Here is a 21,616-nt window from a genome sequence, read left to right on the forward strand (position 1 = left end):
GACAGGAATGAAACGGCTAGTTGGTGAGCGGGCCGAGCGCCTCGCCGATATGGCCGCGCACGACGATGTCGGCGATGTCGTCGAGCTCCATCTCTTCGCGAATGAAACGGCTAGTTGGTGAGAGGCCCCAGCGCCTCGCCGATATCGCCGCGCACGACGATGTCGGCGATGTCGTCGAGCTCGGTCTCCTCGCGATTGATGATGATCAATGTCGCGCCGCTGCGCTTTGCGATCACCGGCAGCGTCGCCGCGGGAAACACGACCAGCGAGGAGCCCGCGACGAGGAAGAGATCGCAGTCGCGCGCCAAGGCGTCGGCGCGCTGCATCGCTTCAACAGGCATCGCCTGGCCAAACGATATGGTCGCGGACTTCACCATTCCGCCGCAGGCCTCGCAGACCGGCGCGCGATGGCTCGTTTCGAGCTGGCGACGCACATCGGCAAGCTCGTGGCGAAACCCGCAAGAGAGACATTTCGCATAGGTGCCGTTGCCGTGCAGTTCGATGACGCGATCAGCCGGCGCTCCGCCCGCCTGATGCAGCCCATCGATATTCTGCGTGACGATTGCCTGCATCATGTCGCGCGAGATGAGGCTCGCCATGGCGCGATGGCCGCGCGAGGGCTGAGCGCCGGCATAGATATCGTCCATGGCGAATTTGCGCCGCCAGGCTTCCGCCCTCGCCTCCTCGCTCGCGAGCCAGACATCGAACGGGATCGGCTTGTGCGTCATCCAGGGGCTGCCGGGCGAGCGGAAATCAGGCACACCCGACTCCGTCGAAATTCCGGCGCCGGTGAAGCCGACCATGCGGCGCGCGCGCAGGATCGCCGCGCGCGCATCGGCCGCAGCTTCTTCGTCAACGAATGCGCGAGGAGTCATGGGGCAGGATTTGCATCTTCGCCCTATCGGAGCAACATCGCATGATGCTCTCTCTTGGAATCGATGTCGGCGGCTCCGCGGCGCGCTGGGCCCTCTTGTCGGATCAGGGCGACCTCGTCGCGCGCGGCGCGACTGAAGGGTTTTCGGGCCATATGCTCGACGACGTCGTGCGGTCGCGCGCCGAAGCGGCGATTGCGGTCCTATCAGGCGAAGTTCTCCAGCACGGCGCCGTGAATGCGATTCACGCCGGCGTGACCGGATTGTCCGCGGCGACGGCGGAAGCGGAATGGGTCGCGCGCCGTCTCGCCGACGCGACGCGATGCGACATCGCGCGGATTGCGATCGAGGACGATGTCAGCCTCGCCTATCGCGCCTGTTTCCGGCCGGGAGAAGGCGTGCTCGTCTATGCCGGCACGGGATCGTTCGCATTGCATATGACGCGATCAGGCGAACGCTGGCGCGCCGGCGGCCATGGCGTGCTCATCGATGACGAAGGCGGCGCGGCCTGGATCGCGCGCGAGGCGCTGCGGCAATTGCTGGCGCAGGACGATGCGAAGCCGGGCTCCGGCTGGAATTCGCCGCTCGGCCGCTCGTTCGGCGAACGGTTCGGCGGCGCCGACTGGCCGCATGCGCGCGCCTTCGTCTATGGCGCGCATCGCGGCGCGATCGGCCAGCTCGCCCGCGCCGTCGCCGACGCTGCGGCCGAAAGCGACGCCATCGCAATCGCCGTCCTGCGACAAGCGGGCGCCGCGCTCGGCGGGCTTGCGAAAACCTTGCGCGCCCGCACCGGCCTGCTGCCGGTCTCGGCGACCGGCGGCGCGCTGCGTCTTTCGCCTCTAATCGGCGAAACCTTTCTCACCTCGGCCCATAGCGCCGCGCCGGCGCGCATCGTGGAGATCGACGCCGCCTTGACCGCCGCGCGCCTTGCGCTCGACGCGCAGCGGAAGCCGGTTTGACCGTCTTGACCCGGACGACGGCCCGCTTCACCCATCGACCATGACCCAGGTGATCGGATTGCTCGGATACGAAAAGCTCGCGGCGCTGGCCTCCGCTCTTTCATTCACGCCGAAGCGACAGCGCTTCATCTTCGTGCGCCATGGCGAGACCGAGGGAAACCGCACCCGCATTTTCCAGGTCCCGCATATTCCGCTCAATCAGGCCGGCGAAATCCAGGCCGCCGCGGCGGCGACCACGCTGGCGCAAACGCGCATCGGCCGCCTCGTCGCAAGCCCGATGGCGCGGGCCTGGCGCACGGCGACCTTGATCGGCGGCCAGCACAACATGCTTCCCGAAGCCGACGGCGCGCTCGCCGAACGCTACTATGTCAATCTCTGGGACACGCCGGTTCCCACAGGCGGGCTCGACTGGGGCGAGGATCCGCCGGGATCCGAAACGCTCGCAGGCTTCGTCAGCCGCGTCAGCCACAGCCTCATCAGAATCCTGTCGGACGATGACGTCGACGGCGAGACCGTGATCGTCGCCCATGGCGGCGTGCTGCTTGTGCTGTGCGCCGCGACCGGCGTGTCGCTTGGCGACGGCCTACGCCGCAACGCGGTGCCCCTGCAATTCAAGCGCGCCAACGGCGCCTGGGCCTTCACTCCCCTCTAATACACATTGGATTTTCGCGATGGTCGAAGTCTTCTCCAACGGCCCCTTCACGACGCGACCTGAAATCAGGGGCACATTCGGCTGCGCCACGGCGACGCACTGGCTCGCCGCTGCAACCGCAATGCGCATTCTCGAAGCCGGCGGCAACGCGTTCGACGCGGCGGTCGCGGCAGGCTTTGCGCTGCAGGTGGTCGAGCCGCATTTGAACGGCCCCGCCGGCGAAGTTCCCATCCTCTATTGGGACGCGCGCGAGCGAAAAGCCGGCGCGGTCAGCGGCCAGGGCGTGTCGCCGGCTGCGGCGACGATCGCGCGGTATCGCGCGCTCGGCCTCGACATGGTTCCCGGCACGGGATTTCTCGCCGCAACCGTTCCCGGCGCGTTCGGCGCCTGGCTGATGCTGTTGCGCGATCGCGGGCTGCTGCGTCTGAAGGATGTGCTCACGCCAGCGATCGAACTCGCCGGCGGCGGCTTTCCCATGACGCTGCGCGTCTCGCGCACGATCGCGTCGATGAAACCGTTCTTCGATGCGGAGTGGCCGACTTCATCAGCGACCTATCTCCCGAATGGCGAAGCGCCCACTGCGCACAAGCTGTTCAGAAATCCGACATTGGCGCGCACCTATCGCCGCATCGTCGATGAAAGCGCCGGCGGCGACCGCGCTGTCGAGATCGAGCGCGCGCACAAGCTTTTCTATGGGGGCTTCGTCGCAGAAGCGGCAGAGCGTTTCGCGCGCACGCCGGTGATGGATTCTTCCGGCGAGAAGCATGCGGGCTTGATGACGGCCGAGGATTTCGCCTCGTGGAAGCCCGCTTACGAAGCGCCGCTGTCGCGCGACTATCACGGCGTCACAGCGCTGAAGTGCGGGGCGTGGACGCAAGGTCCCGCCTTCCTGCAATGGCTTGGCCTCCTCGAAGGTTTCGACATCGCGAGCCTCGATCCGCTCGGCGCGGAGTTCGCGCATCTCGTGGTCGAGACCGGCAAGCTCGCGCTCGCCGACCGCGACGCATGGCTCGGCGACGATGACGCGCCGGTCGCCGACCTCATGGATGACGGCTATCTCGCGGCGCGACGCGCGCTGGTGACGGAGAAAGCCTCGGCGGAGTTCAGGCCGGGATCGGCGGGCGGACGAACGCCGCACGACATGCGGCTCGTCATCGCGGGCTTGGGCCCGCAGGCGTCAGGCGTCGGCGAACCCACTTTCGCCAGCCGGCAGGACCCCGAATTGCGCAAGCATGTGGAGCGCGTCGAAGGCGACACCTGCCACATCTCCGTCGTCGACCGTTTCGGCAACATGGTCTCGGCGACGCCATCGGGCGGCTGGCTGCAATCAAGCCCCGTCATTCCCGAACTCGGCTTCTGCCTCGGCACGCGCGGCCAGATGTTCTGGCTCGATCCCGGCCTTCCCTCCTCGCTCGCGCCGCGCAAGCGCCCGCGCACGACGCTGACGCCGACGATGGTGCTGCGCGACGGCGCGCCTTGGCTCGGCTTCGGCACGCCGGGCGGCGACCAGCAGGAGCAATGGCAGATCGCTTTCCTCTTGCGCGTCATCCATCACGGCTACGGGCTGCAGCAGGCGATCGACGCGCCGACCTTCCAGACCGGACATCACATCGGCTCCTTCTGGCCGCGCGAATTCAAGCCGCAGTCGCTGACCATCGAGAAGCGCGTCGGCGCAGGCGTGATCGCCGATCTGGCGAAGCGCGGCCACAAGGTCGAAGCGGTCGACGACTGGGCGCTCGGCCGCCTCTGCGCTGTCGGCATCGAGCGCGACTATGGCGAGCAAGTGCTGCGCTGCGCCGCCAATCCGCGCAACTCGCAGGATTACGCGATCGGGCGCTGAAGCGTGATGAAAACAGCTTTGAATTTTTCCGCCGTCATTCCGGGGCGCGCCGAAGGCGCGAGCCCGGAACCCAAGCAATCATGCAGCGGCGCAATGGGTCCCGGGCCCGCGCTGCGCGCGTCCCGGGATGACGGTGGAATGATTCGAGCAAAATCATCACGCGCTGGAGCGCCCAATCGCGGAGTCAGATCAGAGTCTTATCGGCCCCATTTGACAGGTTGAATCATGGCTTCGACACATGCGGCGACATTGCTCGCAGCGGACGCGCTTCTCGCCGCGCGGCGCGACAACATTCTGCTTGAGGTCCTTCCCGGCGCATCCGAACTCGCAACGGACGATGACGCCTACGCTGTGCAGGAAACGGTGCGGCAGGGGCTGGGACAGACGATCGCGGCGTGGAAGGTGAGCGTCATCGAAGGTCGGCCGCCGGGCTATGCGCCCATCCTCAGCGGCGCGATGGTCGCAAATGGCGGAACCTGGCGCCTCGACGCCGGCCGCAAGCTGCTCGGGATCGAAGCCGAGATCGCCTTCATTCCCGCGCGCGACATTGTCGGCCGCGCCGACGGCAAGCCGCTCAGCGAAGATGAAGTCGCGGACCATCTCGCCGGCGCGGTCGTCGTGATCGAGGTGTGTGAAAGCCGCTTCCGCGATTCCAGCGCGCAGCCGCGTCTCGCCGCCATCGCGGACTTCATGGCGAACGGCGCCTTCGTCCATGGCGGCCCGGCCGTCGACTGGCGCAAGCTCGATCTCGCGACCATTCCGGTGAAGCTCACGATCGGCGGCCGCGCAGTCGCGGACAAGAAGGGCGGCAATCCGGCCGTGCATCCGCTCACCGCGACGACATGGCTCGCCAATGCGCTGATCGCGCGGGGAACGCTTGTGAAGGCCGGACAGATCGTCACGACGGGCAGCTACACCGGCCTGTCGCCAGTCGCTGCGGGCGATCGTGCGGTCGCGGCGTTCGAGGGGGTGGGAGAGTGTGAGATTTCGTTTGGGGCGTGAGGTTCGATCTCAATTTCACTTCAAGGAGCGCTCGCTTCGCTCGCGAGTCTTGCGCTGGACCCCGGTCTTCATTCCGTTCGGCTCCCGCCTTCGCGAAGCAAAAGCTTCGCTTCGGCGTGGCAGGTCGCCTCACTTCATGAAACCGGGGACGGAGACAGCTTCAATAGCGACGAATGAAGCTCTCTCCGTCCCCGGAACGGTGAAGCGAAACGAAGTGGAGCGGAACCGTGTCCGGGGCCCAGCGAAAGATTCCGCGCCGAAGGCGCTCCCCTTTCAGCCGCAAACAAGACGTGGATGGCCGGAACGAGTCCGGCCATGACGCGGCGAGCTGGTTTCAGCGAAACAAAAACTCACGGCAGCCTCGCCAACCGCTCCGCCAGCAAATCATAAAATCCATCCGCATCGACCTCGCGCATGAACATCACATTCGCCGGCCGATCGGTGACGCGCCACCAGTCCGCGACCGTCATGCCCGCGGTAAGTTTGCCTTCCATTTCAACTGAAACATTGATCCTGCGACCCCTGAACAAGTCCGGCCGCAAGAGATAAGCGGTGACGCAGGGGTCGTGCAGCGGCGCGCCGTCCCATTGATATTTGTTGCGGTCGAAGCGTTCGGAAAATGACAGCATCTCCGCGACCGCAGCGCCCACGCGATTGCCGAGCGCGTGGAAGCGGGCAATGCGCGCCGCCGTCGACAGGCACTGATGCGTCACGTCGAGCGGCATCATGGTGATGGGAACGCCGCTGTTGAGCACGATGTCGGCGGCCTCGGGGTCGATGAAGATGTTGAACTCCGCCGCCGGCGTGATGTTGCCAACCTCGAAATAAGCGCCGCCCATCCAGACGATCTCGGCGATGCGGCCGGCGATATCGGGCGCCTTGCGCATCGCCAGCGCGAGATTGGTCGCGGCGCCGAGAAGACAGAGCGTGATCTCGCCTGACGGCGCGGCGCGCAGCGCATCGATGAGATAATCGACGCCATGTTGTTTCTGCAGCTGAATTTTCGGCTCGGGCAAGTCAGGGCCATTGAGCCCCGTCTTGCCATGGACATGCTCGGCTGTGCGCAACGCGCGAACGATGGGCCGATCGCATCCGGCATAAACGGGAACGTCCGACCGCCCCGCCAGCTCAACGATCTTGCGCGCGTTCAGCGCCGTAAACGACAGCGGCACATTGCCGGCGACGGCGACGATCGCTCGCACGTCAAGCTCTTCAGGCGACGCCAGCGCCAGCAGAATGGCGACGGCGTCGTCCTGACCGGGATCGGTGTCGATGATGATCTTGCGCGGCATTATCTGTTATTTCGCGCCCGCATGCTTGTGCTGATAGACGATAAAGCCGGCGATGGCGTCGATCAGCTTCTGCGGTTCGTCGACGCGCACGGAATGGCTGCTCTCCTCGAAGATGCGAAGATCGGAGCCGGGGATCAGTTGATGAATCTCCTCGGAGAATTCAGGCGCGCAGATCCAGTCGTGGCGTCCGCCGATGATGAGCGTCGGCGCCGTGATGTTCTTGAGCTCGGGCCTGATATCGTAGCTCCACATGAATCCGCCCGGCGCAAAGGCGCGATTGAGCGCTTCCGGATTCAGGATGCCGCGCTCGCGCCCGGCCCTTGCTTCGGCCGCATTATATTTCACGGAATAGAGCGGCCCCATCACATCGTAATAGTGGCGCAATCTCTCGATGGTGTTGAGTTCCCCGGCCCATAGCTGATCGCACACCGCCTTCTGCTCCGGCGTGCCGCGCTCCGCCACGATCTGGCGCGCGCGCGAGATGAAGCCGCCATGCGCGGCGGTCACGCAGAGCACGAGATGCGACACCGATTTTGGATAGCGCGCGGCATGCGCCATCGCGACCATGCCGCCATAGCTCGTGCCGATGCTGACGATCGGCCCAAGGCCGAGATGCAGGCGCAGCGCCTCCATGTCCTCGACATTTTCGTCGAGATGATATTTCGCGACATCGCCGCGCGCTGAGCGACCCTGCCCGCGATGATCGAAATAGACGAGCTGCATGCGGTCGCTCAGCATATTGAACCGCGTCTTGAGATCGGAGTGATCGCCGCCCGGCCCGCCATGGATGATGAAGGCCGGCGGCTTCTCGCGCATGCGCGGGCCGTCCGCGACGAGGCCAGCGCCTTCGATGTCGAAATAGATTTCGGTGTCGCGGACCTTGGCGCGCATCGAGCTTTCTCCTCCCGGGGAGCGCCTTGCCTAGCGGCATCGGACGGGCCGCGCCAGCCGGGCGAGATCAGCCGAGACTTGCGCCCCGCGCCGCGCTATAGGGCCGCCCTCCCCGCTCCTGATGGCAATGGCTCCTCCGCTTCTCCAGCTTCGCGACATCGCGCTCACATTCGGCGGAACGCCGCTTCTCACCTCAGCCGACCTTTCGGTGTCGGCGGGCGAGCGCGTCTGCCTGATCGGCCGCAACGGCTCGGGGAAATCGACGCTGCTCAAGATCGCAGCCGGGCTGATCGAGCCGGACAAGGGCTCGGTCTTCACGCAACCCGGCGCGAGCATCCGCTATCTCCCGCAGGAGCCCGACCTCTCGGATTTCCAGACCACCTTCGCCTATGTCGAGGCCGGCCTCGGACCGACGGACGACGCCCATCGCGCACGCTATCTGCTGGAGCAATTGGGCCTGAGAGGCGACGAGGAGCCGGCCCATCTCTCCGGCGGCGAAACCCGCCGCGCCGCGCTCGCCCGCGCATTGGCCCCGGAACCCGACATTCTCCTGCTCGACGAGCCGACCAATCATCTCGACCTGCCGACCATCGAATGGCTGGAGGGCGAGCTGATGCAGAGCAGATCGGCCTCGGTGCTCATCAGCCATGACAGGCGCTTCCTCGAAAATCTCACGCGCACAACCGTCTGGCTCGATCGCGGCCGCACCAGGCGTCTCGATCTCGGCTTCGGCGCCTTCGAGACCTGGCGCGATCAGGCGCTCGCCGAAGAAGAGCGCGACCAGCACAAGCTCGATCGCAAGATCGTCGCGGAAGAGCATTGGATTCGCTATGGAGTCACAGCGCGTCGCACGCGCAACGAGCGCCGCGTCGCCGAATTGCAGGCGCTGCGCCAGCAGCGGCGCGCCTACAAATCCGTGCAGGGCAAGGCCGTCATCAGCGTCTCCGAGGCCGAGAAGTCAGGCTCGCTTGTCATCGAAGCCGAGACAATCGCGAAGACCTTCGGCGAGCGTCCCGTGGTGCGCGATTTCTCGACGCGCATCATGCGCAGGGATCGCATCGGCGTCGTCGGGCCGAATGGCGGCGGCAAGACCACACTGGTGAAGCTGCTCACCGGCGTGCTCGCGCCCGACTCCGGCGACGTCAGGATCGGCGCGAATGTGCAGATGGCGGCGCTCGAACAGGATCGCGACAGCCTCGATCCCAATTCGACGCTCGTCGATGCGCTGACCCAGGGGCGCGGCGAACAAGCCATGGTCGCGGGCCGGCATGTCGCGACCTACATGAAGGAGTTCCTGTTCCAGCCGGAGCAGGCGCGCACGCCTTTGCGCAATCTCTCCGGCGGCGAACGCGCGCGATTGATGCTGGCGCGCGCCCTGGCGCAGCCGTCCAACCTGCTGGTGCTGGACGAACCAACCAACGATCTCGATCTCGAAACGCTCGACGTGCTCGAAGAGCTGCTGGCGGACTACGCCGGCACGATCGTGCTCATCAGCCATGATCGCGACTTTCTCGACCGCATCGTCAACGCCGTCTTCGCGCCTGAAGGCAATGGCCGCTGGCTCGAATATGCCGGCGGCTATAACGACATGCTCGCCCAGCGCGGCGGCGATTTCGCGCTGCGCGGTGTAAAGCCCGCGAAGACGGAAAAATCGGCCGCCGCAGCCGCTCCGCCGCGTCCGGCGAAGGAGGCGAAGCGGCGTCTCAGCTTCCATGAGAAGCATGCGCTCGAAACGCTGCCGGCGGAGATGAAGAAGCTGCAGACGAACATCGCGTCGCTGCAGATAATCCTCGACGATCACACGCTCTATGCGCGCGACCGCGCGATGTTCGAGAAGGCGACGGCCGCGTTGTCAAAGGCGCAGACCGATCTCGCCGCCGCCGAGGAGCGCTGGCTGGAGCTCGAAATCCTGCGCGAGGAAATCGACGCGCAGTAGCGCTGCGCCGTTTCGCATGTTTCGCGAAAGCTGCATCGCGCCCGCCTGAAGAAACCCGGGGCGCGCAGGCGACACGCAATAGATCGCCTCACGACATCGCGCCGAAGAGGTCGGGGACTAGAAGGCCGCCATCGCAACGCGGCCAACGACGACCGCCCAGACAGGACGACAACGATGTCGAACTTCGAGACCCCGGCCCCAAACGCTCTGCCAGTCGGCGAGCTCGGCAACCAGATGGTGATGCTGCCCTACCGCCCCGCCGCCATGATCATCGCGTCCGAGCCCGCGCCGGTCGCGGTCGCCCAGCCGAAGCCGCGCCGCTTCCAGGCGCTGAGCATCTCGCTGATCGCTGCGGCGGCCTTGAGCTTCGGCGGCGCCAGCGCCCACGCCATGCGCTCGATCCTCGGCTGAAGCTACTCGCCGGCGATTTCAGGAGCCGGCGCGGAAGCCGATGACGCCCTTGAGCGCAAGGGCCGCTCCTCCATCAGCGACAGGCTGACGAAGGCCGCAGCCAGTCCGCACGCCGCCGCCACGAACACCCATCTGAACGTCGCGGCCATGTCGAGCCCGCTGCGGGCGAAGGCCGCCGACAAATTCTCCACGCTCGCGCCTGCCGCAGCTCCCGGCGGCAATCCGCCGAGCACGATCGCGCCGAAGCCGGCGACGATCAGCGCGCCGCCCAATTGCCGGAAGAAATTCATCGAGCCCGTCGCCGTGCCGAGCTGATGCGGCATGACCGCGTTCTGGATGCTCACTGTCGTGATCGGCAGCAATGCGCCCAGTCCGAGGCTCGTCAAGGCAAGCAAAACTTCGAGCGCCGCCAGCGGCAGATCGCGCGGCTTCGCCGCCAGCGCAAGTAGCGCCGCCATCGCCATGACAAGACCGCAGAGCGGCAGGCGCTTGTAATGTGTCACGCGCGCCATCACGCGGCCCGAAATCGTCGCGCCCGTCACCGTGCCGGCCATCAACGGAATGAGCGCAAGGCCCGTCGCGCTCGCCGACAGGCCATGGACCGCTTCGAGATAGATCGGCGTATAGATCGTCAGCCCGATGAACACGCCCATGCCGAAACAGGCCGCGATGACGCCGCGCGCCACAACGGGATTGGCGAGCACGTCGGCGGGGATCAGCGGCTCTGGCGCGGTCCGCAAACGGATCACGAACAGAACCCACAGGGCGAGCGACGCGCCCGCGAGCCCGAGAATCTCAGGCGACGTCCAGGGAAGCCTGACCCCGCCCCAGTTCAGCGCCAGCATCAAAGTCACCGTCGCGCACGCCATCAACGCGGCGCCGAGCACGTCGAGCCGATGCGGGCGCTCGTGGCGCGGCAGCTTCTTCAGGATGGCGTTCGTCATCGCGAGCGCTGCAAATCCCAGCGGCACATTGATCCAGAAGATAAAGGACCAGTGCAGATGCTGCGAGATGAAGCCGCCAAGCACAGGACCTGAAATGCTCGACAAGGCGTAGACGCCAGCGATGTAGCCCTGATAGCGCGGGCGCTCTTTTGGCGAGACGATGTCGCCGATGATCGTCTGCGACAGCGACATCAGGCCGCCGCCGCCAAGCCCCTGCAGCGCGCGCGCCAGAATGAGCGTCAGCAAGGTCGGCGCGATGGCGCAGGCGACGGAGCCGGCGACGAAAACCGTGATGGCGACAAGCAGCGTGACGCGCCGGCCGACGATGTCAGCCACCTTGCCATAGAGCGGCGCGATCGCCGTGGCCGACAGGAGATAGGCGGTGACGACCCAGGGCAGATGTTCGAGATCGCCAAGCTCGCGCCCGATCGTCGGAAGCGCCGTCGCCACGATGGTCTGGTCGAGCGCCGCCAGAAACATCGCCAGCATGACGCCAAACAGGATCGACCGGATTTCCGCATGGGAGAGATCCGGCGCCAACGAGCTCGCATGCGACATGTCGTTCATAGGCGCTCGCATCGGGGCTGGGTGAAGCGGCGATCCGATGAAACAGCGATCGCGCCCTCCCCGCATGGGCCGGGGCGTCGCCGTCCGTCAAGCCGCGCCGGAACGAGGTCTGGAATGAATTCGCCGCAAGCCGACAGGTTCAGCGCGTGGCGCGGGCTGCGGCTACCGCGCCAGGCGCCACCGGCGAGCCCGAATTGCCCCAGCTGTTCCTGACATAGGTCAAGACCGCCGCCACCTGCGCATCATTGAGACGCCAACTGAGCGATGGCATCGCCGGCGTCGTTGGCTTTGTCGCGGTATGCACGCCCTGCGAGCCCTGCAACACGACGCGGATCAGCGTCGAGGGATCGACGGATTGCACGATTCCGCTGCCAGCCAGCGCCGGAAACAGGCTTGGCGCGCCCGATCCGCCGTCCGTGTGACAGCCGGCGCAGCTATCCTTGTAGATCGCGCGTCCCGCGACCAGCCGCGCATCATCAGGCGCAAGCGGCGTGGGCGCGACTGATTCCGCCGGCTTCAGGCTCTTGAGATAGGCGGCGATCGCCTTGAGATCGGGATCACTCATGTGCGACGTGGAATTCGCCACCGCCTCGGCCATGGGGCCGGATGCGATGGTGCGGCCATTCGTCCCGGTCTTGAGATAGGCGACGATGTCATCGTCCGACCAGGCGCCAATCCCCTTGCGCGCATCCGCCGTGATGTTCGGCGCGAACCAGCCCTGAATGACAGAGCCTTCGAGATAGTTGTTCGCTTTCTCCGCGCCCATGATGGTCTTCGGCGTGTGGCAGGCGCCGCAATGGCCGAGCGCGTCGACGAGATAGCGGCCGCGATTCCACTCCGGTGTCTTCGACGCATCAGGCTCTATCCGGCCCGGCGTGAAATTCCAGAGATTCCACACCGCCATATTGAAGCGCCAGCTTATCGGGAACGGCAGTTGATTGACGTCGATCTTCTTCGATGCCGGCTCGATCGTGTTGAGATAGGCGCGGATGGCGAGCGCGTCGCGCACGGAGAGTTTCGTATAGGAGGGATAGGGCATCGCGGGGAACAGGCGCTTGCCGCCCCTGCCGCGCCCGTCATGCAACGCGCCGATGAATTCCGCGTCGGTCCATGAGCCGATGCCCGTATCCTTGTCGGGCGTGATGTTCGGCGTGACGATGACGCCGAACGGAGTCTCCAGCGGCAGGCCGCCGGAGAAAGGCGCGCCGCGCGGCGCGGTGTGACAGGCAACGCAATCGGCGGCGGTCGCGAGATAGCGGCCGCGCTGCACGAGCTCGAACGACTGATCGTCGGCCGCGCGGACGCTTCCCGCACCAGCCGCAATCGCGAAAAGCGCTGTGGCGAAAAGCTTTCTCATTGCAGCGCTCCGGGCGCCTTGAGATATTTCTGGCGGATCGCGTCCGCGGCCCAGAAAGCCAGCGCGCCGACCGTGCCGGTCGGATTGTAGCCGGCGTTCTGCGGGAACGCCGACGCGCCGATCACGAACACGTTCGGCACATCCCAGCTCTGCTGATATTTGTTGAGCGCGCTCGTTTTGGGATCGGCGCCCACGATCGCGCCGCCGGTGTTGTGCGTGCTCTGGTAAGGCACGACGCTGTAAGGCTTGCGGCGCGGGGCCATCACATATTGCCTGGGCTTCAGCGCCTTGGCGATATTCTCCATCTTGCCCAGCACATAATTCGACATGCGGATGTCATTATCGGGAAAGTCGTAGGTCATGCGCAGCAGCGGCCGGCCAAGGCGATCGGTGTATTCCGGATCAAGATCGAGATAGTTGCCGCGCGTCGCGTAGCTCGACCCCTGAGATGAGAATGAGAAGCTGCGCTGATAATTCTCCTTGGTCGCCTTCTTCCATTGCGTCCCCCAGCGCGGCGTGCCCGGAGGCGTTGGGCGGAAGGAGATCGGGCGGCCATTGGTCGGAATGCAGTTTATGCCTGCGCCGCCGACGAAATCGAGCCCGGCGTGATCGAAATTGTCGCCGTTGAAATCGTCCGCCGTCTGACCGAGCGCGCCGGCGGCGATGAAGGGATTGAAGGTCTTGTCCTCGAAGAAGAGCTGGATGCCGGCGTTGGTCTGGTAGGCGTAATTGCGGCCGACAGTCCCCTCGCCGCTCGCGGGATCATAGGGCTTGCCGATGCCCGACAGCAGCATCAGCCTGACATTGTGCAGGCCATACGCGCACAGCAGCACGAGATCGGCAGGCTGCTCCCATTCCTCGCCGCTTGAATCGACATAGACGACGCCGGTGGCGCGCTTGCCCGTGGGATCGAGCGTGACCTTCATCACTTCGCAATCGGTGCGCGCCTCGAAATTCGACTTGCGCATGAGCACGGGAAGAATCGTCGTCTGCGCGCTCGACTTCGAATAATTCGCGCAGCCGAAGCGCTCGCAGAATCCGCAGAAGGTGCATTGCCCCATGGCGACGCCGAGCGGATTGACGTAAGCGGCCGACAAATTCGCCGACGGCGTCGGAAAGGGATGATAGCCGACCGAGCGCGCCGCTTCCGCAAACATGGTCGGCGCATAGGTCATCGTCATCGGCGGCAGGGGATATTCGCGCTTGCGCGCTCCCTCGAACGGATTGCCGCCGGCCTGGATATTTCCGTTGAGATTGCCGGCCTTGCCCGAGATGCCGCAGAGATATTCGAAGCGATCATAAAAGGGCTCAAGCTCGTCGTAGCTCAGACCCCAATCCTGGATCGTCAATTCTTCAGGCGTGAAGGACGCGCCATAGCGCTGCGCGAGATGGCTCTTCAGATTGAAATCGGTCGGGTTGAAGCGCCAGGTATGGCCGTTCCAGTGAACGCCGGCGCCGCCGACGCCATTGCCCGGCAGAAACGAGCCGAATTGTCGCATCGGCAGCGCGCGTTGCGACGTGTTGTTGCGGAATGTCAGCGTCTCCTGCGCGGGCCGCAGGAACAGATCGAGCCTGAGCGCGTAGCGCAATTCGTCCTGGGCGTAGCCGATATTGAAGTCGGTCGCGGTGTCGCGCCAGGGACCGCGCTCGATCGCGACGACATCGAGACCTTCGTCGGTCAATTCCTGCGCGAGGATTGCGCCGGTCCAGCCGAAACCAACAATGACGACGTCGCGCCTGGGAAGCTTCTTCGCCATCTATTTCACCATCGACCATTCGCTGCGGCCCATGATCGAGACCGGCGGCAACGGATAGGGCTGATTGTGCTTCGCGACGTGATCGCGATAGTCGTAACGCGCGCCGGGGAAGCCAACGAGCTTCCATCCCGCCATGTCGCGATTGCCGCCATAGAGCGGATCGGCGAAGAATCCTTCCATCGTGTTCTGCAGGAGCAGCTCGAAGAACGTCTTGCCGTCGGCGTTCGCGAGTTTCAGCTCGTTCTTGTCGAGCGATGTCAGAACCGCATCCTGCTCCACCAATTGCAGCGCCTGGAAAGGCTTGCCGCCGTAGTTTGATTTGCAATGCGCGTCGATCGCCGCAAGCGCCGCGCGATAGATCGCGGTCGGCGTCAGCGGCGACTGGGCGCCTTGCGACGGCGTTCCCGCGACGAAAGGCGGACGCATGTAAAGACGCGAGGAATCGCCGAAGAAGCCGGCGAGTTGCCTGTCGATGAAGACCGCGCAGCCCGCCTCCCTGCCGCCGACGCCGAGATCGTCGGCGGGAATGAGCCGGTCGACCATCGACTCGATCGCCGTAGCCTCGTCATAGGTGAAGAACAACCATGGACCAGGCCGCGCCGGCGTCGGCGGCTCCGCGGCGTAAGCCCTCCATGGCAATTCGCCGCCGCGGATCGTGCGCGCATCGACCCTGCAATTTCCGGCAAAGGCGATGGCGGCGGTGGTCGCAAGAAATCGGCGTCGCGATTGCGACGACGTCAGCCAATTCGCCATGGGAGCGCCTTGAGCAGCAGGCCGGACGGCCTTGAGATGACGCAACGCTAGATTTGAATTGGTTCAAGTCAATGATTGCAGGGGATAGGCGCCATGCATCCGACGCGAAGAAAGTTGCCAAAAGCCGGGGAATGCGCGCGTCATGAGCATGCATGCCAACAATCCTTCATTAACGAAATTGATGCAGCGCAGCACTCGTTTCCGCCCACTTTGCGAGACATTTACCCTGTTCAACTATTGAGCAGGCAGGAAATCGATCGAACTCCGCAGTGGCTCTTGTCCGTCCGCCATCGCCGCAAGGCGCCAGAGAGAAGCGCTCTCACAAGAGAGCGCCGGTCGATGTCGCGGGCCGCTACATGCTGGAGGGCGGACAGGAGTTTCCCTGCGTCGCAGTGGATCTTTCGGCGAGCGGCCTGAGGCTCAAAGCCGAGAAGGCCGGCTATCTCGGTTCGCGCGTCGTGGTGTATCTCGACAAGTTCGGCAGGCTCGAAGGCAAGATCACGCGCGCGACGCCTGACGGTTTCGCGATGACGATCGAGGCCACGCAGGCGAAGCGCGAAAAGCTCGTGGCGCAACTCACCGAGCTCGCGACCCCTGCTTCAACCTCTCTCGGCGACAAGCGTCGGCATCAGCGCATCGCGCCGGAGCAAAGGCAGACGGTCGTCACGCTGCATGACGGCAGCGCCCTGCAGGCGGAGATCATCGATCTCTCGCTGTCGGGCGTGCTGTTCTCCTGCCGTCTCGCGCTCGAACCGGGAATGACGATCACGGTCGGATCGAGATCGGCGCGGGTCGTGCGCGTGACGGCGAAGGGCGTCGCCGCGCAATTCGTGGAGCCGCTTGAGCCGGAAGAGCTCAACGCATCCACCATTCTCTAGTCTCTCTAGCGCCAGCGATCTTGCCGCCGACGCAGCGTCAGCCGATGATCGCGAAGCCGAAGGCGCTCCTCCAGCCACTTCCGGCGCAACGCCGGAGACCGCGACGCATGGCCGAGCATCATCTGAAATCGAGCGTGGAAACCTGCCACTGGGGCTTCTTCGATGCGCGGCTGAAGCCCGTTCTCACCATCGCAAGCGGCGACATGGTCGTGATCGATACGTTGAGCGGCGGGCCGGACGCGCTGCCGCCGCCGCCCTTCCACATTCCGCCGGAGATCAGGGACGTCCACGAACGGGTGGAGCGCGCGCTCCCCGGACATATCCTCACCGGCCCCGTGGCGATCGAAGGCGCCGAGCCCGGCGACATGCTGGAAATCCATATCCGGGATGTCAGCCTGCGCACGGACTGGGGCTACAATGTCATCAAGCCTCTCTCGGGAACGCTGCCGGACGATTTCCACGAGTCGCGCCTGATCCATATCCCTCTCGACGCAGCGCGGAATGTCGGGCGCATGCCTTGGGGCCTCGAACTCCCGCTGCGCCCGTTCTTCGGCGTGATGGGAGTCGCGCCGCCCGCGAGCTGGGGCCGCATCAGCTCGCTCATCCCCCGCGCCCATGGCGGCAATCTCGACAACAAGGAACTGATCCCGGGCGCGACCCTGCTTCTTCCGGTTCATGTTCCCGGCGCGCTGTTCTCCTGCGGCGACGGTCATGGCGCCCAAGGCGACGGCGAGGTCTGCATCACCGCGATCGAGACGGCGCTGACAGGCGTGTTCGAATTCCGGCTGCACAAGAAGGCGGGGCTCGCCTATCCCCGCGCGGAGACGCCTGATCATTTCATCACGATGGGGATGGACCCCGATCTCGATCAATGCGTCGTGAAGGCGCTGCGCGACATGATCGTGTTGATCACCTCGCGCACAAAATTATCACGCGAGGACGCCTATACGCTCTGCAGCCTCGCGGCTGATCTCAGGATCACGCAGACCGTCAACGGATCGAAGGGCGTCCACTGCATGCTGGCGAAATCGCTGCTGCAGTAGAGCGAGTGTTCACTTCTCGACGAAGGCCTTCTCGATCACGAACTCGCCGGCGTTGACGTGCGAGCCTTCCTTGCAGCCGGCGTCGGCGAGGATGACGCGCATGTCCTGCAGAAGCTGCGGGCTGCCGCAAAGCATCATGCGATCAACCGCCTTGTCGAGCGGCGGCAGGCCGATGTCGGAGAACAACTTGCCCGACGTGATGAGGTCGGTGATGCGGCCGCGATTGCGGAACGGCTCGCGCGTCACCGTGGGATAATAGATCAGCTGCTGCGAGATATATTCGCCGATCAGCTCGTCCTTCGGCAGTTGCTCCGTGATGCGTTCGCCATAGGCGAGTTCCGACACCTGGCGGCAGCCATGGACGAGGATCACCTTCTCGAAGCGCTCATAGGTCGCGGGATCGCGGATGATCGCCATGAAGGGCGCGAGGCCGGTGCCGGTGCCGACGAGATAAAGGTGCTTGCCCGGCAGCAGATTGTCGAGAAGCAGCGTGCCGGTCGCCTTGCGGCCGACGAGGATCTGGTCGCCGACATTGATGTGCTGGAGGCGCGAGGTCAGCGGGCCGTCCTGCACCTTGATCGACAGGAATTCGAGCTTGTCGTCATAATTCGTGCTGACCATGCTGTAGGCGCGCATCAGCGGCCGCCCCTCGACCTGAAGGCCGATCATGGCGAACTGGCCGTTCTCGAACCGGAAGGATGGGTCGCGCGTCGTCGTGAAGCTGAACAGCGTATCGGTCCAGTGATGGACGCTGAGAACGCTTTCCTGATTGAAATTGCTCATCTTTCAGCTTTCCCACGACCTAACGCGATCTCGACGGCGCTTGAAGTCCGGCCGCGCGCCGTCGTCAGCCGGCGGCGCTTTTACCCGATCTCTTGTGCAACGCCAAACAAAAGCGGCCGGCAACCGCCGCCAATCAGATATGCGCGGCGGCCGCCTTGCGCGAGCTCCTGAAGATTTCGGGAGCCGCCGCCTCACGGTCCGGCGAATGGCTGGCGAGGCGCGATCGGCCGGCCGTCGGGCTCGGCCGTCCTGAAATGGCTGGGCGCGACCCCAATGATCCGCTTGAAGGCCCGGCTGAAAGCGGCCTCGGACTCATATCCCAGGCGGCGCGCCACGACCGCGATCCTCATCCTGTCGCGCACGAGCCATTGCCGCGCGAGCCGCATCCGGACCTCGGCGACATAACGGGCCGGCGTCTCGCCGACGACGCTCGCGAACCGTTCCGCGAAAGCCGAGCGCGAGGCGCCCATCACCTTCGCCAGCGCATCGACCGTCCAGTCTTCCTCGGGGTTCAAATGGATGGCCGCCAGCACGCGACCAAGGCCGGGATCGCGCGCCGCCGCGATCCAGCCCTGCGCGTCGCCGCAACCGCGCTCGACCCATGAGCGGATCAGGCTCGCCGCGACGACATCGGCGAGACGCGCGACGATGCCGCCGGCGCCGACGCGATCGAGCGCGACTTCACAGGCCATCGTCGTCAACAGGTCCGGAATGCGCGGCTCGTTCGCTGCAAGCTCATGAACCTGCATCAGCTCCGGCATCATGCGCAGGAGCGGATGGGAATGATCGACGTTGAAGGTCATGCTGCCGCTGAAGAGCAGACTCGCATTGCAGTCTTCGCCGCCGCAGGTCTCGAACACGTCGCCGCAGACCTTCTGGAATGAGCAGCTCTCGAGCGGCGCCAACGGCGCCTCGCGATCGCTCGCCAGCGCGTGCTCCGATCCGCGCGGCAGCAGCACGGCGTCGCCCTGCCGGAGTTCGATCCACTCCTTCTCAGGCGTCAGGAGCCAGCAGTCGCGCCGCGCCGCGAAGTGGAAGCGCGCCGTTTCCTGCGCCGGAAAACGCAGGCCCCAGGGCTCCGCCATCTGGAAGCGCCGGTAGTCGACGCCGTCGAGCCGCAGACCCCGGAGCATGTCGGTCAGCGGGTCGCGCGACGACGGGGAAATTCTGGACGAATGATCATGCATTGCGGGCTTTCTAGCATGGAAAGTCCGGGCTGTCAGGGCCAACTTGGCGACACCCTCCCGGAGCTTCCCATGTCCGATTCCCTGTCCGCCGCCACAGCCGAAGAACTCGACGCCCCGCCCGCCGCCGAAGAACGCGAAAACCCGGCCTGGGCGGCCGTCTTCTCCCTCACGCTTGGCGTGTTCGGTCTCGTCACCGCCGAATTTCTGCCTGCGAGCCTGCTGACCCGGATCGCCGCCGATCTCGGCGTCACCGACGGCGCCGCCGGTCAAGCGGTCACGGCGACGGCCGTGGTCGCGATGATCACGGCGCTTGCGACCGCCATCGTCACGCGCGGCGTCGACCGCCGCGTCGTGATCTGGAGCCTCACTGTGCTCCTGATCATCTCGAATCTGCTCGCCGCGACGGCGAACGGTCTGACCATGCTGCTCGCGGCGCGCGTGCTGCTCGGGATCGGCCTCGGCGGCTTCTGGTCGATGGCGGCCGCGACGGCGATGCGCCTCGTGCCTGAGCGACTGATGCCGCGCGCCATGTCGATCATCCTGACCGGCGTCTCCTTCGCGACGGTGAGCGCGGCGCCCGTCGGCGCCTATCTCGGCGATCTCGTGGGATGGCGCACCGTGTTCCTGCTTGCGGCAGGAGTCGGCGTCGGCGCGTTGTTCGTGCAGGCGGCGACGATGCCGAAGCTGCCGCCGCTCGCCTCGCCTGACATTCGCACGCTGTTCGAGTTGCTGAAGCGCCCGAGCGTGCGCATGTCGCTCATCGCCGTGATCGTCGCGGTGTCGGGCCACTTCGCCGGATTCACCTATGTCAGGCCGTTCCTCGAACAGGCGCCGCGCTTCTCCGTCGAGGCGATCTCGCTGGTGCTGCTCGCCTATGGAATCGGCGGTTTCTTCGGCAATTTCGCCGGCGCGGCGATCGTCGAGCGCAGCGCGCAGATGGCCGTGATCCTGGGATCGCTGTTCATCGCTCTGACGGCGTTCGTGCTCGTCATGTTCGGCGGATCGGGAATCGTCACCGCCGCCGCCGTCGCGATCTGGGGTTTCGCCTTCGGCGCGCTGCCGGTGGGCTTCCAGACCTGGATCAATCGCGCTGCGCCCGATCAGGCCGAAAGCGCGGGCGGGCTTCTGGTCGCCGCGTTCCAGATCGCGATCGCGAGCGGCGCGGTGTTCGGAGGACTTCTCGTCGACGGCCTCGGCGCGCAGGGCGCGATCGGCTATTGCGCCGCGGCGACGCTCGTCGGCGCGCTGCTGGTGCAGGTGATCGGACGGCGCGTCGCCTGAACAATTCCATCAAACGAAAAAGGCGCCGCATGCGGCGCCTTTTTATTTGCACAGGAGAAACGTCACCTACTGGATCGGTGCGACGACCGGCCCCTTGAACTGCGCGACGTCGAGCTTCGGCAACATGCCTTCCTGCGCATAGATATCGAGCATCTTCTGAATCGCAGGGAAATTCGGCGCGGCGCCGGGATCGCGGCCGAAATCGTTGCTCTTCAGCAAATAAGTTTCGAGCACCGGGATCGGCGCCTTCAACGTTTCCGACACGACCTTCAGCGTCTCCTCGCGATTGGCGAGCGCGAGCTTCATGCCGCGCGTGAGATCGCTGACATAGGCTTTCACCACGTCCGGATTCTTGTCGACGAAATCGGCGCGGCAGGCGTCGAGAATATGCACGATGTTCGGCATCGCCTCCGACAGCGCAAACAGCTTGCGCACGCCGCCCTTGGCTTCGGCGCGCGCCGCGAAAGGCTGGTTCATGTTGACGGCGTCGACGCGGCCCTGACGCAGCGCATCTTCCGACAACGCAAAGCCGACCTCGACAAGCTTGATGTCTTTCTGGGGATCGACGCCGTTCTGCTTCAACAGCATCGCGAATGGCCCATAGGTGCCGCCGCCGAGAATGCTGATGCCGACCGTCTTGCCCTTGAGATCGGCGATCGACTTGATCGGAGAGTCATCCTTCACAGCCCAATAGACGGAGAAGCCGCCGGGCGCCTCGAACACATGCTGCGCGACGATATAGGCCTTGAGGTTACCGCCTGTAACGCCCTGCGCCAGCGACAGCACGCCCTGCGTCGCGCAATCGAGCGCGCCAGCAGCGAGCGCCTGCGTCATCGGCGTCGTGCCCTGAAATTGCACCCACTCGATATTGTAGGCCTTGCCGAGTTGCGGAAACTCCTGCGGCCGGCGCATCATCCAGTATTTCGCCTCTTCGGCGGGAATGGTCCAGCCGACCTTGATCGTCTGCTGGGCGAAAGCGGAGCCGGCGGACAGAGCGGCGCAACCCGCCAATAAGCCCAGAATCCATTTCTTCATGATGTGCCCCTCTCTTTTGTCGGCTTGATCGGCGTCCGCATTTGGCGAAGATACTTTAAGCATAAAACAAGCCAGTCCGGACTCAAGGCCTCCCCGCAGCGCCTTTCGTCGGAGGGCGCCGAGAGGTCGAAGTGACGTCTGCAAACCGGAAATGGCGCTCGCGCATCACGACGGAC

At 65.2% G+C, this 21,616-nt stretch carries 19 protein-coding genes; 9 read left to right on the plus strand and 10 right to left on the minus strand.

From position 1 onward, the window contains the following. Positions 1-110: 110 nt before the first annotated feature. Positions 111-875 carry an SIR2 family NAD-dependent protein deacylase gene (locus L8F45_RS10610; protein WP_342362837.1) on the minus strand — a complete coding sequence of 255 codons (765 nt, stop codon included), beginning with the start codon at positions 873-875 and terminating at the stop codon, positions 111-113. Between the two features lie 41 nt (positions 876-916). Here L8F45_RS10610 and L8F45_RS10615 point away from each other — a divergent pair, with 41 nt between their 5' ends. The 4 genes from L8F45_RS10615 to L8F45_RS10630 all read left to right on the plus strand — a co-directional run bounded on the left by L8F45_RS10615 (position 917) and on the right by L8F45_RS10630 (position 5,325). Further along, positions 917-1,831 carry an N-acetylglucosamine kinase gene (locus L8F45_RS10615; protein WP_342362838.1) on the plus strand — a complete coding sequence of 305 codons (915 nt, stop codon included), beginning with the start codon at positions 917-919 and terminating at the stop codon, positions 1,829-1,831. Between the two features lie 40 nt (positions 1,832-1,871). Beyond that, positions 1,872-2,483 carry a histidine phosphatase family protein gene (locus tag L8F45_RS10620; RefSeq protein WP_342362839.1) on the plus strand — a complete coding sequence of 204 codons (612 nt, stop codon included), beginning with the start codon at positions 1,872-1,874 and terminating at the stop codon, positions 2,481-2,483. A 19-nt stretch (positions 2,484-2,502) separates the two neighbouring features. After that, complete coding sequence (locus L8F45_RS10625; protein WP_342362840.1) at positions 2,503-4,323, plus strand: gamma-glutamyltransferase family protein; 1,821 nt, start codon at positions 2,503-2,505, stop codon at positions 4,321-4,323. Between the two features lie 225 nt (positions 4,324-4,548). Further along, positions 4,549-5,325, plus strand: a complete 777-nt coding sequence (locus L8F45_RS10630) for a 2-keto-4-pentenoate hydratase (protein ID WP_342362841.1) — start codon at positions 4,549-4,551, stop codon at positions 5,323-5,325. Between the two features lie 350 nt (positions 5,326-5,675). On the opposite strand, the gene L8F45_RS10635 is transcribed toward L8F45_RS10630, so the two are convergent. Next, complete coding sequence (locus L8F45_RS10635; protein ID WP_342362842.1) at positions 5,676-6,617, minus strand: nucleoside hydrolase; 942 nt, start codon at positions 6,615-6,617, stop codon at positions 5,676-5,678. 6 nt (positions 6,618-6,623) lie between these two features. Beyond that, a complete protein-coding gene (locus L8F45_RS10640) occupies positions 6,624-7,508 on the minus strand; it encodes an alpha/beta fold hydrolase (RefSeq protein WP_342362843.1) in 885 nt (294 codons plus the stop codon). A 127-nt stretch (positions 7,509-7,635) separates the two neighbouring features. On the opposite strand from L8F45_RS10640, the gene L8F45_RS10645 reads away from it, so the two are divergent. Both L8F45_RS10645 and L8F45_RS10650 read left to right on the plus strand, forming a co-directional pair. Beyond that, positions 7,636-9,444 (plus strand): ABC-F family ATP-binding cassette domain-containing protein, encoded by a 1,809-nt coding sequence (locus L8F45_RS10645; protein WP_342362844.1) that lies wholly within the window; start codon positions 7,636-7,638, stop codon positions 9,442-9,444. A gap of 174 nt (positions 9,445-9,618) precedes the next feature. Further along, positions 9,619-9,855: a hypothetical protein gene (locus L8F45_RS10650; RefSeq protein ID WP_342362845.1), complete on the plus strand. Its 237-nt coding sequence runs from the start codon at positions 9,619-9,621 to the stop codon at positions 9,853-9,855. Between the two features lie 2 nt (positions 9,856-9,857). On the opposite strand, the gene L8F45_RS10655 is transcribed toward L8F45_RS10650, so the two are convergent. The 4 genes from L8F45_RS10655 to L8F45_RS10670 form a co-directional block, all read right to left on the minus strand. Then, on the minus strand, positions 9,858-11,357 hold the full coding sequence (locus L8F45_RS10655; RefSeq protein WP_483411917.1) for an MDR family MFS transporter: 1,500 nt from the start codon (positions 11,355-11,357) through the stop codon (positions 9,858-9,860). Between the two features lie 148 nt (positions 11,358-11,505). Next, entirely contained in the window at positions 11,506-12,723 is a 1,218-nt protein-coding gene (locus tag L8F45_RS10660; protein WP_342362847.1) for a c-type cytochrome, read from the minus strand. After that, entirely contained in the window at positions 12,720-14,480 is a 1,761-nt protein-coding gene (locus L8F45_RS10665) for a GMC family oxidoreductase (RefSeq protein WP_342362848.1), read from the minus strand. The genes L8F45_RS10660 and L8F45_RS10665 overlap by 4 nt, the downstream gene beginning before the upstream one ends. After that, the gene (locus L8F45_RS10670) at positions 14,481-15,233 is read right to left on the minus strand and encodes a gluconate 2-dehydrogenase subunit 3 family protein (RefSeq protein WP_342362849.1); all 753 of its coding nucleotides are present in this window, start codon (positions 15,231-15,233) and stop codon (positions 14,481-14,483) included. Positions 15,234-15,502: 269 nt separating this feature from the next. Between L8F45_RS10670 and L8F45_RS10675 the strand changes: the two genes are divergently transcribed. After that, complete coding sequence (locus tag L8F45_RS10675; RefSeq protein WP_342362850.1) at positions 15,503-16,111, plus strand: PilZ domain-containing protein; 609 nt, start codon at positions 15,503-15,505, stop codon at positions 16,109-16,111. A 107-nt stretch (positions 16,112-16,218) separates the two neighbouring features. Beyond that, positions 16,219-17,154, plus strand: coding sequence for an acetamidase/formamidase family protein (locus L8F45_RS10680; protein ID WP_342362851.1), 936 nt, complete (start codon positions 16,219-16,221; stop codon positions 17,152-17,154). A 9-nt stretch (positions 17,155-17,163) separates the two neighbouring features. On the opposite strand, the gene L8F45_RS10685 is transcribed toward L8F45_RS10680, so the two are convergent. Together L8F45_RS10685 and L8F45_RS10690 are read right to left on the minus strand one after the other, a co-directional pair. After that, entirely contained in the window at positions 17,164-17,937 is a 774-nt protein-coding gene (locus L8F45_RS10685) for a ferredoxin--NADP reductase (RefSeq protein ID WP_342362852.1), read from the minus strand. Between the two features lie 191 nt (positions 17,938-18,128). Continuing rightward, entirely contained in the window at positions 18,129-19,124 is a 996-nt protein-coding gene (locus tag L8F45_RS10690; RefSeq protein ID WP_342362853.1) for an AraC family transcriptional regulator, read from the minus strand. 69 nt (positions 19,125-19,193) lie between these two features. Here L8F45_RS10690 and L8F45_RS10695 point away from each other — a divergent pair, with 69 nt between their 5' ends. After that, complete coding sequence (locus L8F45_RS10695; protein ID WP_342362854.1) at positions 19,194-20,405, plus strand: MFS transporter; 1,212 nt, start codon at positions 19,194-19,196, stop codon at positions 20,403-20,405. Between the two features lie 66 nt (positions 20,406-20,471). On the opposite strand, the gene L8F45_RS10700 is transcribed toward L8F45_RS10695, so the two are convergent. Then, positions 20,472-21,440, minus strand: coding sequence for an ABC transporter substrate-binding protein (locus L8F45_RS10700; RefSeq protein WP_342362855.1), 969 nt, complete (start codon positions 21,438-21,440; stop codon positions 20,472-20,474). Positions 21,441-21,616: the final 176 nt, after the last annotated feature.

Source organism: Terrirubrum flagellatum (assembly GCF_022059845.1).
GTDB lineage: Bacteria > Pseudomonadota > Alphaproteobacteria > Rhizobiales > Beijerinckiaceae > Terrirubrum > Terrirubrum flagellatum.

Excerpts from the sequence above, each read along its gene's own strand:
- L8F45_RS10630 (WP_342362841.1), top strand. The coding sequence starts at position 4,549 with ATGGCTTCGACACATGCGGCGACATTGCTCGCAGCGGACGCGCTTCTC.
- L8F45_RS10615 (WP_342362838.1), top strand. The coding sequence starts at position 917 with ATGATGCTCTCTCTTGGAATCGATGTCGGCGGCTCCGCGGCGCGCTGG.
- L8F45_RS10620 (WP_342362839.1), top strand. The coding sequence starts at position 1,872 with ATGACCCAGGTGATCGGATTGCTCGGATACGAAAAGCTCGCGGCGCTG.
- L8F45_RS10625 (WP_342362840.1), top strand. The coding sequence starts at position 2,503 with ATGGTCGAAGTCTTCTCCAACGGCCCCTTCACGACGCGACCTGAAATC.
- L8F45_RS10650 (WP_342362845.1), top strand. The coding sequence starts at position 9,619 with ATGTCGAACTTCGAGACCCCGGCCCCAAACGCTCTGCCAGTCGGCGAG.
- L8F45_RS10660 (WP_342362847.1), bottom strand. The coding sequence starts at position 12,723 with ATGAGAAAGCTTTTCGCCACAGCGCTTTTCGCGATTGCGGCTGGTGCG.
- L8F45_RS10690 (WP_342362853.1), bottom strand. The coding sequence starts at position 19,124 with ATGCATGATCATTCGTCCAGAATTTCCCCGTCGTCGCGCGACCCGCTG.
- L8F45_RS10665 (WP_342362848.1), bottom strand. The coding sequence starts at position 14,480 with ATGGCGAAGAAGCTTCCCAGGCGCGACGTCGTCATTGTTGGTTTCGGC.
- L8F45_RS10640 (WP_342362843.1), bottom strand. The coding sequence starts at position 7,508 with ATGCGCGCCAAGGTCCGCGACACCGAAATCTATTTCGACATCGAAGGC.
- L8F45_RS10645 (WP_342362844.1), top strand. The coding sequence starts at position 7,636 with ATGGCTCCTCCGCTTCTCCAGCTTCGCGACATCGCGCTCACATTCGGC.
- L8F45_RS10685 (WP_342362852.1), bottom strand. The coding sequence starts at position 17,937 with ATGAGCAATTTCAATCAGGAAAGCGTTCTCAGCGTCCATCACTGGACC.
- L8F45_RS10610 (WP_342362837.1), bottom strand. The coding sequence starts at position 875 with ATGACTCCTCGCGCATTCGTTGACGAAGAAGCTGCGGCCGATGCGCGC.
- L8F45_RS10655 (WP_483411917.1), bottom strand. The coding sequence starts at position 11,357 with ATGTCGCATGCGAGCTCGTTGGCGCCGGATCTCTCCCATGCGGAAATC.
- L8F45_RS10695 (WP_342362854.1), top strand. The coding sequence starts at position 19,194 with ATGTCCGATTCCCTGTCCGCCGCCACAGCCGAAGAACTCGACGCCCCG.
- L8F45_RS10700 (WP_342362855.1), bottom strand. The coding sequence starts at position 21,440 with ATGAAGAAATGGATTCTGGGCTTATTGGCGGGTTGCGCCGCTCTGTCC.
- L8F45_RS10670 (WP_342362849.1), bottom strand. The coding sequence starts at position 15,233 with ATGGCGAATTGGCTGACGTCGTCGCAATCGCGACGCCGATTTCTTGCG.
- L8F45_RS10635 (WP_342362842.1), bottom strand. The coding sequence starts at position 6,617 with ATGCCGCGCAAGATCATCATCGACACCGATCCCGGTCAGGACGACGCC.
- L8F45_RS10680 (WP_342362851.1), top strand. The coding sequence starts at position 16,219 with ATGGCCGAGCATCATCTGAAATCGAGCGTGGAAACCTGCCACTGGGGC.